This window comes from Agrococcus sp. TSP3-2-1 (genome assembly GCF_049897585.1).
Classification (GTDB): domain Bacteria; phylum Actinomycetota; class Actinomycetes; order Actinomycetales; family Microbacteriaceae; genus Agrococcus.
Genome location: NZ_JAFCWN010000006.1, coordinates 40,002 through 53,062, shown reverse-complemented (window position 1 = coordinate 53,062; position 13,061 = coordinate 40,002). Strand labels below are relative to the sequence as shown.

At 66.4% G+C, this 13,061-nt stretch carries 14 protein-coding genes; 5 read left to right on the top strand and 9 right to left on the bottom strand.

Features of this window, described 5'->3' with window-relative positions:
• Positions 1-221: 221 nt before the first annotated feature.
• From ACP7BI_RS09920 to ACP7BI_RS09910, 3 genes are read right to left on the bottom strand one after another with little or no spacing between them, the layout of a single operon-like run.
• Entirely contained in the window at positions 222-830 is a 609-nt protein-coding gene (locus tag ACP7BI_RS09920; RefSeq protein ID WP_425845685.1) for a hypothetical protein, read from the bottom strand.
• Positions 831-887: 57 nt separating this feature from the next.
• Positions 888-2,177 carry a nucleotide-binding domain-containing protein gene (locus tag ACP7BI_RS09915; protein ID WP_425845683.1) on the bottom strand — a complete coding sequence of 430 codons (1,290 nt, stop codon included), beginning with the start codon at positions 2,175-2,177 and terminating at the stop codon, positions 888-890.
• On the bottom strand, positions 2,161-2,871 hold the full coding sequence (locus ACP7BI_RS09910; RefSeq protein WP_425845680.1) for an SLATT domain-containing protein: 711 nt from the start codon (positions 2,869-2,871) through the stop codon (positions 2,161-2,163). Before ACP7BI_RS09910 ends, ACP7BI_RS09915 begins: the two co-directional genes overlap by 17 nt.
• A gap of 124 nt (positions 2,872-2,995) precedes the next feature.
• Between ACP7BI_RS09910 and ACP7BI_RS09905 the strand changes: the two genes are divergently transcribed.
• Both ACP7BI_RS09905 and ACP7BI_RS09900 read left to right on the top strand, forming a co-directional pair.
• The gene (locus ACP7BI_RS09905; RefSeq protein ID WP_425845679.1) at positions 2,996-3,568 is read left to right on the top strand and encodes a recombinase family protein; all 573 of its coding nucleotides are present in this window, start codon (positions 2,996-2,998) and stop codon (positions 3,566-3,568) included.
• Between the two features lie 131 nt (positions 3,569-3,699).
• The gene (locus tag ACP7BI_RS09900; RefSeq protein WP_425845677.1) at positions 3,700-5,538 is read left to right on the top strand and encodes a GIY-YIG nuclease family protein; all 1,839 of its coding nucleotides are present in this window, start codon (positions 3,700-3,702) and stop codon (positions 5,536-5,538) included.
• A 326-nt stretch (positions 5,539-5,864) separates the two neighbouring features.
• On the opposite strand, the gene ACP7BI_RS09895 is transcribed toward ACP7BI_RS09900, so the two are convergent.
• The 6 genes from ACP7BI_RS09895 to ACP7BI_RS09870 all read right to left on the bottom strand — a co-directional run bounded on the left by ACP7BI_RS09895 (position 5,865) and on the right by ACP7BI_RS09870 (position 10,009).
• Positions 5,865-6,251 carry a low molecular weight phosphatase family protein gene (locus tag ACP7BI_RS09895; protein ID WP_425845674.1) on the bottom strand — a complete coding sequence of 129 codons (387 nt, stop codon included), beginning with the start codon at positions 6,249-6,251 and terminating at the stop codon, positions 5,865-5,867.
• Positions 6,248-7,630: an FAD-dependent oxidoreductase gene (locus tag ACP7BI_RS09890; RefSeq protein ID WP_425845672.1), complete on the bottom strand. Its 1,383-nt coding sequence runs from the start codon at positions 7,628-7,630 to the stop codon at positions 6,248-6,250. Before ACP7BI_RS09890 ends, ACP7BI_RS09895 begins: the two co-directional genes overlap by 4 nt.
• Positions 7,631-7,717: 87 nt before the next feature.
• The gene (gene trxB / locus ACP7BI_RS09885) at positions 7,718-8,680 is read right to left on the bottom strand and encodes a thioredoxin-disulfide reductase (RefSeq protein ID WP_425845669.1); all 963 of its coding nucleotides are present in this window, start codon (positions 8,678-8,680) and stop codon (positions 7,718-7,720) included.
• Positions 8,677-9,336, bottom strand: coding sequence for a three-helix bundle dimerization domain-containing protein (locus ACP7BI_RS09880; protein ID WP_425845667.1), 660 nt, complete (start codon positions 9,334-9,336; stop codon positions 8,677-8,679). Before ACP7BI_RS09880 ends, trxB begins: the two co-directional genes overlap by 4 nt.
• A gap of 1 nt (position 9,337) precedes the next feature.
• Positions 9,338-9,748, bottom strand: a complete 411-nt coding sequence (locus tag ACP7BI_RS09875) for an arsenate reductase ArsC (protein ID WP_425845665.1) — start codon at positions 9,746-9,748, stop codon at positions 9,338-9,340.
• 102 nt (positions 9,749-9,850) lie between these two features.
• Positions 9,851-10,009, bottom strand: coding sequence for a hypothetical protein (locus ACP7BI_RS09870; RefSeq protein WP_425845664.1), 159 nt, complete (start codon positions 10,007-10,009; stop codon positions 9,851-9,853).
• Between the two features lie 202 nt (positions 10,010-10,211).
• On the opposite strand from ACP7BI_RS09870, the gene ACP7BI_RS09865 reads away from it, so the two are divergent.
• The 3 genes from ACP7BI_RS09865 to pstA are packed head-to-tail and all read left to right on the top strand — an operon-like array spanning position 10,212 to position 13,042.
• A complete protein-coding gene (locus ACP7BI_RS09865) occupies positions 10,212-11,165 on the top strand; it encodes a PstS family phosphate ABC transporter substrate-binding protein (protein ID WP_425845661.1) in 954 nt (317 codons plus the stop codon).
• A 21-nt stretch (positions 11,166-11,186) separates the two neighbouring features.
• On the top strand, positions 11,187-12,143 hold the full coding sequence (pstC, locus tag ACP7BI_RS09860) for a phosphate ABC transporter permease subunit PstC (RefSeq protein WP_425845659.1): 957 nt from the start codon (positions 11,187-11,189) through the stop codon (positions 12,141-12,143).
• Positions 12,143-13,042, top strand: a complete 900-nt coding sequence (gene pstA, locus ACP7BI_RS09855; RefSeq protein WP_425845656.1) for a phosphate ABC transporter permease PstA — start codon at positions 12,143-12,145, stop codon at positions 13,040-13,042. Before pstC ends, pstA begins: the two co-directional genes overlap by 1 nt.
• Positions 13,043-13,061: the final 19 nt, after the last annotated feature.

Below are 13,061 nucleotides of genomic sequence, written 5' to 3'. Positions count from 1 at the left end.
CGCTGGATGACTTGCATTCATGGTGGTGCAAAATTTGCACCAATCAGGAGCGGCGCCCGTCGGCCGGCGTCCGGCCCTGCGCGGAAAACGCCCGGTCAGGAGCGGGTTTTGGTGGGATCTGTTTGCTGAGTTGGGCCTCAGGGAGAGTGGGGCCGGAGCTTCGGTATCAACTCGACCGGATGTCGGGGATATCAACGGAGGTCGTGGGCGCTGTGGGTGGCTCAGCCGTTCGCTGCGGCACGAGTTCGCTTCGGGAGTCCGTCGACGACGTACGTGGCGCCCCAGAAGAGGACCGCAGCAAGGGTCAGTTGCTCCCACATGCTCGGGTGCGGAGCCCATGCTGGGAAGGCAATGAGAGACGTCAATTGGCTAGGGATGTGCGTCGCTGCGACGATCAAGAGCGACCATCGAGCCAAACCCCTGAGGACGGCTTCGCGGGCCACCAAGACTCCCGCGACGAGTCCCAATCCAATCCGGGCGACATCGAGGCTTGAGCCCGCCCACACCCAGTTCGCGCCGCCGTCCGCCGCGACCAGACCGAGCACGAGGCCGAGCAGCCACGTCGCACCGTAGGCGACGAGAACGACGCTCGTGGCGCGAGCCTTCGCGATGCCGCGCTCCGGCCAAAGTCCTACGACGAGCACCACGGTCGCACTGTAGATGAGCACGGCGGGCAAGCTCCCGACCCACGGATTGGAGAGCAACTCGAGCACGGCGCTCGGCTCGCCCGTTGCCACGAGCAGGTTGCGCAGCACCTCGACGGCGCCAGCGACCACGAGAGCGGCGCCAGCACCGACGGGCGTCCGGTACCAACCAGAAACGACTGACACGGAACCTCCTCATCGAGTGAAACGATCATCTCAGCGCGTGCCCGCGCTGCGGCACAGTCAGGTGCCGGAGATAGGTACATCGATCGAGGCCCTCGCGATGACGACGCCGGCCTTGATGATGTAGCACTCGACGACGTGCGCGCCTCTGAACGAGGTGTACTCCGTTCGATCACGTCCCTTGTTGGGCTCGATGAGCGTGCCACGAATGCAGTCCCTTCGTTCGGCCTCGGCGCCACGGTTGAGGACCTTCCACCGAACCACAAACGGCTCAACCACCGTGCATTCAACGATGGTGAACTGCAGCTGCTTCTGAGGGCGTAGCGGCATCGACTTTCGAAGGAGCGTCCGCAGGAGTTGCGGCCGGAATCCGTCTTGCGTGACAGTGCAGTCGATCTCGAGCGAGGCGCGAATGTCGATTGGGAACTGGTCCTCGATGAACTCTTCAGTGTCGCTGAACTTTGAGAAGGAGGCTTCCTCGCCAGCGTGCTGGACCTTGGGCACGGAACGGCCGAAGACAGCTCGCCACTTTGCGTACTCGTTCTTCTGGTCGCGCGCTCCGACTGCGATGCTGGCGAGGTCGCGCGCGTCGGCGGCGGCCGATTGGAAGCGCTTCTTGACCTTCACTCGCTGCCCGCTACCGACGGCTGCATAGAACTCGTGGTCGGGCTCTTGAGCGAGAAAGTCGAAGAATGCCTCGCACATGAGGCCGAAACCGTCCGAGCCTTCGGCTGCCCAGTCTGGCTCCGCCTTGAAGAACCGCGACGCGAGCGTGTCAATCAGCAGCCCTCCCATGACGACGCCGTGCTTGTTCTTCCATGAACGCGTCATTCGACAGAGTCGGCGCAGGTTGCCGCGAGCTGTCTCGTTCTCGTCGCGGATGGCCTTGATCTCGGCGCGTGGCTTCGTCACCTTCCAGGCGTCGGCGTAGGTGTCCGGGTACGAGTACGAGTCGTCGTCATTCGCGAACACTGGCTGCACGTCGAACGAGAAGGAGATGAACTCAACGACGACGACGAGTCGGTCAACACGCACGGTCGTCGTCGGGTAGCGATTCTGGATGGCCTCCCTCGTGCGTTTCAAGATGCGTGACGCCCCTCCGTCCTCCTCGTAGCCCCTTCGGAGCGAAGGGGGCACGATGAAGAGGAGATCCAGATCGGAAACGCCTCGGATGGCTGTCCATCGGCCGTAGGAACCGACCATCAACTTGTGGTCGGTCGATCCCTCGATGCTGCGGAATTCCTTGTTCAGCGCTTTGGTGATCTCATCCCGTCGGGACGCAATCGTGGCTCCGTTGTCGACGCCGAGATTCGCCAGGAAGCCGTCGAAGATCTCAGACGTCTGCGTCATCACGGCCCTGTCGAAGTCGTTCCGGCAACAGCCGGTCGAGCTCGCCGGGATCGAAGCTGAGGTCACCGTGATCCTGCAAGCCGTGCTGGGCCGCGCGATATGCGCGAGGCGTGGTGCGCGGCGCATTGCCGTAGGCCTCCTCTAGCTCGGCCTGGAGAGCATCTCTCTCTTGGCGAGCTGCAGGAAGATCGAGGTCGCTCGATTGCAGCGTCACGAGGAGCGACAGGTAGGACTCTCTCACTCCCCATAGGCGTGCGGCACAGTCCCGGTGTCGTTGCGTCGCCTCGCCGTACTTGAAGGTGTCGCCAGCGAGCGTGGCAGCAGAGAGGAGCAATGCGATGAACGAGATCACCAGGGAAGAGAGCTCGGCCTCGAGGAAGACGCCAGCTAGTGCCGCCAAAAACGTTCCCGAGCTCGCGGCCGCGAGGACGACTTTGCACCACTGGAAGAGTCGGTTTCGCGCGTCGTAGATGTCGGCTTGCTTCTCATGCGCCTTGTGCGAGTAGACGACTCTTCCGTACAGTTCGCGGGCCTGGGCTAGCAAGAGTGCACGATCGCTGTCAGTTGGGGTCCCCATCGCGATGCGTGCTCCTCGAGTCGACTTGGTCTTCGGCGTGATACGCCCATTTGAGACTGTAAGTGTCACCACCGACATCCGCCGCCGCAGCCGTACGCCCGTAAGCCGATCCTTCACCGGGACACCGGACGCGAGTGCTCGCGACGAGCGAGAATCCACTCCGATGCTAGTTCCGTGGATTCCCGTAAGACTCGCCCGCATATGTGCCCGGTCAAGGGGCGTCAAACGCTACAGTCGCACCATGCTCATTGGGTACGCGCGCGTATCGACGAACGCGCAGGACCTCACCGCGCAACGCGACGCACTCATCGGCCTTGGCGTCGATGAGCTGAACATCCACGTCGATCACGGCCTGACCGGCTCGAACCGGGCACGGCCCGGTCTGCGCGAGGCACTCGCAGCCGGTCGCGAGGGAGACACCCTCGTCGTCTCGAAGCTGGATCGTCTCGCGCGTTCGCTCCCAGACGCACGCGACATCGCCGACGAGCTCGCCAGCAAGGGGGTGCGCCTCAGTCTGGGTGGGAGTCTCTACGACCCGACCGACCCCGTCGGACGGCTCCTCTTCAACGTGCTCGGCATGGTCGCCGAGTTCGAAGCCGACCTCATCCGCGCCCGCACCCGCGAGGGGATGGCCGTCGCACGCGCCAAGGGCCGGCTGCGCGGGAAGAAGCCGAAGCTCTCGCCGGCGCAGGAGGCGCATCTGGTGAGCCTGCACCGTCAGGGCACGCACACCAGTGCCGAGATCGCGGAGCTGTTCGGCGTCGCTCGCTCCACCGTGTACCGCGCGCTCGAGCGGGCCGCTGCCAAGAGCTGACAAACGTCGAGGGTCTGAGATGCCGGTCAGTCGCATACCGTCACGGGCGGGTCGCTCATCAGGGTGTCTTCGCGGCCGTGATGCCGACCGGATCGTGGTCGCGTGTCTCCGGTTCCGTGCAGACTGATCGGGTGCATGCTGACGCCCTACCGCTGAGGAGAGCGGAGCGCTCGGTTCCCAAGTTCGATGCGAACCGCTACGCGCCCGTCCCGGAGATCAGCCGGCGGCAGCGGCCGTTCTACGACCGTGACTTCCGACCCGGGGTCCTCGAGCGTGACCCGGTCGAAGTCGATCGCCAGCAGGGTTACGCGCTGATGCTCTTCAAGGAACTCGTCGAGCGCCTCAACGACGAGCCGGACGTTCTCGCCGACATCCGCTTCATGGCGCAGTCGTATGACGATCGGGGCTTCCCCGATTGGCGCGAGGTGCTCGCGAACACCTACTTCATCGACGGCGACTTCCATGCTGGCTACCTCGCGCATGACTACCGAGTGCCGATCGAGCTCCATCTCTCGATGGCTCCCTACCTCGGCTTCCCACGCATCAGTGCCGAGTCGGTTTTCTACTGGACAGAGATGCGGCGACTGACTGGCTCCCGTCACGGGATCGGCAACTACGGCGCGATCATGGACACGCTCCAGGTCCGGCTCGATTCGTTCCACGATGTGCACGGCCGCTCACTCATCGATGAGTACTGGGGCCGACTGACCGCTCCCCTCTCCCGCGACGAGATCGCTACCGCCATTGAAGAGGACCTCATCGGCGACTTCACTCGCGCCGACGTTGCTCGATTCGTTGAGCGAGCGCACGAGCGCCGGGCAGAGGCGGAGGGCGAAGAAGAGGAGTCCGAGGAGCCAGACGAGGCGTACGAGGCTCGTCTGCACGATACATACGAGGCGCTCGCCAGTCGGGTGGAATGGCCGATGCCGTTCGTCGACACCAGGCCGTATTGGGGTCTCCTCAACCTTAAGACGAGCGGTCTGCTGCGTCTCGCAGAGAATGAGACTCGGCGTGCGGCAGGCGTGCCGGGTGTCGGCGAGGGTCGAATTGTCGCCGAGATCGGTCTCTTGCGTGAACTCGAGGCAGAGTTTCCTGACGAGAAGATCGTTCACCAAGCTCGCCCGTACTGGCTCGCACCGAAATCCATCGACATCTACTTCGTCGACCGCGCGATCGGTGTCGAGTACCAAGGTGTTCAGCACAGCAAGCCCGTCGAGTTCTTCGGAGGCGAGGTTGCGTTCGAAGTACAGCAAGATCGTGATGCACAGAAGCGCGCTGCCTTCGACGACGCCGACCATGCGCTCATCGAGGTTCATCCGAACTATCGACTCCCCGAGGTCGTCGAGCAGGTTCGCGCCGCCATCGAACGAGAGGAGCTCGCTGTGTCAGCCTTCGAGGACGCGCCCAGGGCACTCTCCGGCGAGCGATGGAGCATCGTCGATGCGCCCGACCATGTGCGGCCCGAGCCTGGCTTGTACGCCATCTACGGCGATGAGCAAGCGTGGGCTGAGTTAGGGCTCGATCCGAGGCGCGACGTACCGCTCTATGTCGGCAAGTCCGAGGACTCGCTCGCGCACCGAGAACTGCAGGTCCACTTCGCGACCGATCAGGATGTGAGTGCTCACACCGGCAGCAGCACCGTGCGGCGTTCCTTCGCAGCACTCCTCCGTAGGCAGCTCGGGCTGCGAGGGATTCCGCGTAACCCCCTCAAACCGGCCTACTTCTCCAACTACGGCCTCAGTGTCGAGCACGACCGATTGCTCACCGAATGGATGCACGCGCGTCTGACCGTCGCCGTCTGGCACGCTGTCGATCCCGGCGCCGTCAGGCTCGGCAACGTCGAGGTCGCTTTGATCCGTCGGTGGACACCACCGCTGAACCTGAAGGACAACCCTCAGTCGCTGCCCGAGTTAAAGGCCGCGCGCCGAGCGATGGCTGCCGACGCGCGTGCCTGGGAGCCGTCAGCGTGAAGGGGCACGGAGTCCGCGGAGCAAGCGCGGGTCGCCTGCACGCGCACGGGACACCAACCGGGCTTGTGGGCTTCGTACCCTCTTCGACTGGATATCGGGGATATCAACCTAGGTCGTGAGCTACCCGTCAAGCACGAGCGGGCTGCACGGAACTCGACCGCGATCAGCAGCGCAGCAAGAGCGCCGACGACGAAGCAGGTGCAGGCGACCATTGCAAGCCAAAACGGCGAGGTCGTGGTTACTTGATGCGTGCCGTGACGGGATATCGCGTAGATCGACCTAGGTAGTGAGCTCCGACCGCGAGCAACCGAAGCGCGTCTGCGATACTAGTTCGCGAACTCCTCTCGGAGCGCGTCTGCGACGGCCTCGCGGAGTGGGCGAACGCTGTCGGTGTCCCACGCGGCAGGCTCAGGGAAGCTCCACTCGATGAGTCGCTTGGGTGTGCCCGGGATCTCGAGGCCGGGCTTCATGGCCACCACGACGTCGGCGCTCTCGACGAGCTCTGCAGTGACCTTGCGAGGCACGTGGTCGGTGATGTCGAGCCCGACCTCGGCGACGGTCGCGGCGATCGCCGGGTTGACGGTCTCGGCGGGTGCGACCCCCGCGGATGCGGCGACGTAGCGATCGCCTGCGATGTGCTCGAGGAGCGCTGCGCCAAGCTGCGAGCGGCCCGCGTTGTGGGTCCAGAGGAACAGGACGGTGGGGGTACTCATGCGGTGGGCTCCAGGGTGAGGTTGCGGCTCCACTGCTGGGTGGCGACCTGGACGACGTCCCAAGGCGAGCCGAGCGGGGGAGTGTAGGAAAGGTCGAGGTCGCTGACCTGCTGCACGGTCAGGCCGGCGAAGAGTGCAGTGGCGTAGGTGTCGACGCGCTTGGCGGTCTCGGTGCCAAGGCGGCCGACGAGCTGTGCGCCGAGGAGGCGCCCATCGCGCTCGTCACCGGTGACGCGGATCGTGATGGGCTGCGCACCGGGGTAGTAGCGCTTGTGGTCGTCAGCGGTGGCGCTGACGGTCCGCGGCGCAAGGCCCGCGGCGACCGCCTCGTGGTCGCGCAGGCCAGTACGCGCGGCGACGAGATCGAAGATCTTCACGACCTGGGTACCGACGCTGCCTGCGAAGCGGGCGTTGCCGCCGATGGCGTTCTCGCCAGCGGTGCGGCCCTGCTTGTGGCTGGTGGTGCCCAGCGGCAGGTAGGTCTCGCCGAGGAGTCGGTGGTGGGTGACGATGCCGTCGCCGGCGGCCCAGATGTTCGGCAGGCCGGTGCGCATGGCGTCGTCGACGACGACGGCACGGCCGGCCCCGAGGCGTGCTCCGGCCCGCTGGAGCAGGTCGGTGTTCGGACGGACGCCGACGACGACGAGCACGACGTCGGCGGTGCGCATCACCGGCTCGCCGTGGTGGGTGCCGTGCACCGTCAGGCCTGCGGCGGTCTTCTCGATCCCGGAGACGGTGGTGTCGGTGAGGACGTCGACGCCGTGCTCGTCGAGCTCGGCGTGCACGATCGCTCCCAGCTCGGGGTCGAGCGTCGAGAGCACCTCCGGGCCGCGCTGGATCTGGGTGACGGCGAGACCGCGGACGGTGAACGCCTCTGCCATCTCGAGTCCGACATAGCCGGCGCCGACGATGATCGCGGTCTTCGGGTCGCGGTCGTCGAGGAAGCGCTCGAGGGCGAAGGTGTCGCCCATGGAGTGCATGACGTGCACGCCGTCGTCGGGTGTGAGGGTGTCGAGCCCGGCGATGCCGGCGTGCGAGGGGAGCGCTCCGGTGCCGACGACGAGCTCGTCGTAGCCGATCTGCGACCGGTCGCCGTGCTCGTCACGGACGGTGAGCGCTCGCGCGTCGACGTCGATGTCGGTGGCGAACGTGTTGAGGCGCAGCCGCATGCCGGTCGCCTCGAGGTCGGCGTGCGTCCGGTGCGCAAGCGACTGCCACGGCTGCACCTCGCGGGAGAAGTAGTACGGGATGCCGCAGATGGAGAAGTTCGGGTAGGCGTCTGCGACGACGACGGTGACGTCGACGGACGGGTCGAGCTCGCGCGCGCGCAGCGCTGCGGAGATCCCCGCGTCGCTGCCGCCGATGGCGACGAGGTGCATGGATGGCCTTTCCTTCGAGAGCTCTTGCAGGTTCGCGTTGGCGCGCACCCTCGATCGTGGATCGCCTGGTCGGCGTCGTTCGACGGCTCAGCTGGTCGCGGCAGTGACCTCGACGGTTTGCGACAGGTTGTGCGCGGTGAGGTAGTGCTCGGCGTCTAGGGCGGCAGCACATCCTGTGCCTGCAGCGGTGATGGCTTGGCGGTAGCGCTTGTCGACGAGGTCGCCGCAGGCGAACACTCCGGGCAGGTTCGTGGCGGTCGAGGGGTGATCGACGAGGACGTAGCCGTTCTCGTCGAGGTCGATTTGGCCGGCGATGAGCTCGCTTCGTGGGTCGTGGCCGATGGCGATGAAGAGCCCTTGGACGTCGATGCTCGTGTCGGCTCCCGTTGCGGTGTCGCGCAGCATGACCCGTTGGACGGCGTCATCGCCTTCGACGCTGGTGACTTCTGCGTTCCAGCGGGGGGTGATCTTGGCGTCGCCGAGGGCGCGCTCCTGCATGATCTTCGAGGCGCGGAGCTCGTCTCGGCGGTGGATGAGCGTGACGCTGCGGGCGAATCGGGTGAGGAAGGTGGCTTCTTCGATCGCGGAGTCGCCGCCGCCGACGACGGCGATGTCCTTGTCGCGGAAGAAGAAGCCGTCGCAGGTGGCGCACCATGACACGCCGTGACCGGTGAGCCGCTGTTCGCCTGGCACTGCGAGCTTGCGATAGGCGGAGCCCATCGCGAGGACGATGGCGTGCGCGGCGTACTGCTCGGTCGAGGTCGAGACGGTCTTGATGTCGCCGGTCAGCGAGACGGCCGTGGCGTCGTCGTAGACGATGCGGGCTCCGAAGCGTTCGGCTTGTGCCCGCATCTGGTCCATGAGCTGCGGACCCATGATGCCGTTGTCGAAGCCGGGGAAGTTCTCGACCTCGGTGGTGTTGACCAGCGCGCCGCCAGGCTCGACGGAGCTGGCGAGCACGACCGGTGCGAGTCCCGCGCGAGCGAGATAGATCGCGGCGGTGTACCCGGCGGGACCGGAGCCGATCACGACGACGTTCTCGACGGTCACCGCGCCACCTCGAGGCTTCGGAGAAGCCCGTCGACGTGCTCGGTGATCTCGTCACGGATGCGGCGTACCTCGTCGATCGAGACGTGCTCGGGGTCGTCGAGCTGCCAGTCCTCGTAGCGCTTGCCCGGGTAGATGGGGCACGCGTCGCCGCAGCCCATCGTGACGACGACATCTGCTGCACGCACGACGTCGTCGGTGAGCGGCTTCGGGAACGCGTCTTGCAGGTCGAGGCCGATCTCGTGCAGCGAGGCCACCACGGCAGGGTTTAGCTCATCTGCGGGCATGGAGCCGGCCGATCGCACTTGCAGTCGGCCGCCGGAGCGTTCGTGGGCGATCGCGGCCGCCATCTGCGAGCGGCCGGCGTTCTGCACGCAGACGAACAGGACGCTCGGACGGTCGCTGGGGGATGCGCCCTTCGCCTGGGCGAGGGCGGTGAGGCGGTCGGTTGCGAAGCGGGCGACGCGTGTGGCGAGGTGTGCCTTCACCGACGAGGTGCGCAGCAATGCTGCGTAGGACTCGAGGACGTAGCGCTCGATGGTCTCGGGCGCGAAGACGCCGGAGAACCGCTGGCCGAGGTCGTCGGCCAGCGTGTGGAGGAAGCGCTCGGGATAGTCGAGTCCGGGCAGGCCGCGGCGGCCGCTGACGTCGAGATCCATCTCAGGCCCTCGCCGGCAGCAGCTCGGAGAGCAGCTGCTCGACACGTCCACGGATGTCGTCGCGAACGCGGCGGACCGTCTCGATGTCCTTGCCCGCCGGGTCCTCGAGCGCCCAGTCCTCGTAGCGCTTGCCGGGGAAGATGGGGCATGCGTCGCCGCAGCCCATGGTGATGACGGCGTCCGATTCGCGTACCGCGTCGACCGTGAGGATCTTTGGCACGTTGTCGGCGATGTCGATCCCGACCTCGGCCATCGCCTCGATGGCGATCGGGTTGATCTGGTCCTTCGGCTCGCTGCCGGCCGAGAGCACCTCGACGGCGCCATTCGAGAGATCGCTCATGAACCCGGCAGCCATCTGGGAGCGGCCTGCGTTGTGGACGCAGACGAACAGCACGGTGGGCGTGTCCGACATCGGAGCCCCTTTCGTCTCGGTCGGGTCGCGCGACGGATGTCGCGCCTTCGCTTCGATGATGGTCTATCGATACTGCATGTTGGTGAACGGATGGTTACGCGCTCACGGCTTCCAGCCGCGGGGGTTGCCGAGCGAGATCGGCTGAGGCTGGCATGCGCAGTCGTCTGGCAGCGTGACCTCCAGCTGCAGTCGGACGGTGACGGGCTCTCCAGTGACGGACGCCGGGATGGTCACGTCGTGGTCGATGATCTGCGTGCTCACGGGTTCGATCCTCTCATCGATGTTCTTCGATGAAGCGTACGAGATAGATCGATGAACGTCAATGCACTCAGCGAATCCTTCGACATAGATCGATGTATTGCTTGCGTTCATGCGGCGTTCACTTCGATGATCTTCTATGGGTTTCGCCGCGGTGTGCGGCACATCGTCATGTGGGCACGGCCCGCTCTCGAGAGGAACACCTGTGACCAAGTCCTTCACCAAGTCCGCAGCAGTGACCGCCGCGGTGGGTGCCACCGTGCTGCTGCTCTCCGCCTGCGGCGGCCAGCAGGACCCCGGCGCCTCTGGCGACTCCTCGGGCACGTCGGGGGCTGTCGTCGCCGACGGCTCGTCGACCGTCGCACCGCTGAGCGAGGCCGCGGCCGATCAGTTCCGCGACGTCGAGCCGGGCATCAACGTGACCGTCGCCACCAGCGGCACCGGTGGTGGCTTCCAGTCCTTCTGCGCCGGCGAGACCGACATCTCCAACGCATCGCGCGTCATCGCCGAGGACGAGGTCGCCGCCTGCGAGGAGGCCGGCATCGAGTTCACCGAGATCGTCGTCGCCAATGACGGCCTCTCGGTCGTGATCAACCCCGAGAACGACTGGGCCACCGAGCTCACCCTCGAGCAGCTGCAGACCATCTGGGGTCCGGACGCAGAGGGTGAGATCACCAACTGGAACCAGGTCGACCCGGCGTTCCCCGACCAGCCCATCACGCTGTTCGGCGCCGGCACCGACTCCGGCACCTTCGACTACTTCACCGACGCCGTGAACGGCGAGGAGGGTGCCATCCGCACCGACTACAGCCCGTCCGAGGACGACAACATCACGGTGCAGGGTGTCGGCGGCGACATCGGCGCCATCGGCTTCCTCGGCCTCAGCTACGCGGAGGAGAACCCGGACGCGATGGTCGCCGTCGCGGTCGACGGCGTGCTGCCCAGCACGGAGACGGTCCAGGACGGCACCTACACGCCGCTGGGCCGCGAGCTCTACATCTACGTGAACAACGCGTCCTACACGGACAAGCCGCAGGTCGCCGCGTTCGTGGACTTCTCGATCGAGAACAGCGCCGAGATCGCGGAGGCGGCGCTCTTCGTGCCGCTGACCGAGGAGCAGATCACCACCGCTCAGGACGAGCTGGCCTCGCTGGGCTGACGCCCTGGCGCCTCGCATCTCATGACCAGCACCACTGCACGGAAGGGCGGCCCGGGCATCGACCCGGGCCGCCCGGCCGTTCCCTCTCTTCGCGGCCGCGCACGGCCGGTCGAGGCGCTGATCCGGTTCGTCCTGCGGGTCGCCGCGGCGATTACGGTCGTGACCACGATCGGCATTGTCGTGGCGCTGCTGGTGCCGTCGCTGGGCTTCTTCGCCGAGGTGCCGCTGACCGACTTCCTCTTCGGCGACCGGTGGGCGCCTCGCTTCGCCGAGGCATCGTTCGGCGTTTTGCCGCTGGTGACGGCGACCGCGTGGACGACGGTCATCGCGTTGCTGGTTGCCGTGCCGTTCGGGCTCGGTGCCGCGATCCTGCTGTCGGAGTACGCGAGCGCCTCGCTGCGGCGGATCCTCAAGCCGCTGCTCGAGATCCTCGCCGGCGTGCCGACGGTCGTCTACGGCTTCTTCGCGCTGCAGTTCGTGCAGTCGACGGTCTTCCGCGACTGGCTGCAGCTGCCGACCGGCGCATTCAGCGTGCTTGCCGCCGGGCTCGTGATGGGCGTCATGATCATCCCCACGATCGCCTCGATCTCCGAAGACGCGATGTCTGCCGTGCCGCAGTCCCTTCGCCAGGGCTCAGCAGCACTGGGCGCGAACCGCATGCAGACCACCATGCGGGTCGTGTTCCCCGCCGCCATCTCCGGGATCATCGCAGCCATCGTCCTCGGGATCTCCCGCGCCGTCGGGGAGACGATGATCGTCGCGATCGCCGCGGGCAACCAGGCGCAGATCGTGACGGACCCGCTGCAGCAGGGACAGACGATGACGGGCTTCATCGCCAACGCCGCGCTCGGCGACTCGCGAGTCGGCTCGCTGGAGTACGACACGCTCTTCGCCGTCGGACTCCTGCTGTTCTGCATGACCCTGATCATCAACGCGATCAGCATCGCCCTCGTCCGCCGATTCCGAGAGGCCTACTGATGTCGACCATCGGATCCGCGATCCGCGGCGTGCGCCCCCTGACTGGGCGCGGCGGCGAACGCCGCCCAGGTCCCACGATCTTCCTCATCGCGCTGTGGCTGTCGCTCGTCATCGCGTTCGGCGTTCTGCTGACCCTCATCATCACGATCGTGCTCGACGGGATGCCGCAGTTCACCAGCAGGCTCTTCACCGAGTACCCGGCGTCGTCGCCCGATGAGGCGGGCGCTCGGCCGGCGATCCTGGGCTCCATCTGGGTGATCGCCACCACGGCCGTGATGACAGTGCCTCTCGGGATCGCCGCGGCGGTGCACCTCGAGGAGTTCGCCGACAAGCGCCGCTGGTTCAACCGCATCATCGAGCTGAACGTGCAGAACCTCGCCGCGGTGCCTTCCATCGTCTACGGCCTGCTCGCCCTCGCCTTCCTGTCGATGCTGGGGGTGCGCGACAAGAGCATCGTCATCGGCGGGGCCCTCGCGCTGTCGCTGCTGATCCTCCCGGTGATCATCATCGCCACCCGAGAGGCCCTGCGCGCCGTCCCGCGCGAGATCCGCGACGGGTCGCTCGCCCTTGGCGCGACGCCCCTGCAGACCACGTGGCGTCAGACGCTGCCGTCCGCGGTCCCTGGCATCGCGACCGGCACGATCCTCGCCCTCTCGAGAGCACTCGGCGAGGCCGCCCCGCTGCTGGTCCTCGGCGCCCTCGTCTTCGTGAGCTTCGATCCGAACGGGCTGCTCTCCGGCTACACGACCCTGCCCATTCAGATCTTCGGCTGGACCGGTCGACCCCAGGCCGGCTTCCATGAGCTCGCTGCCGCCACGAGCGTGCTCCTGCTGGGCGTCCTCCTGGCGATGAACGCCGTGGCCATCCTCATCCGCAACCGATTCCAGAAGCGCTGGTGACCGCAATGACGACCACTCC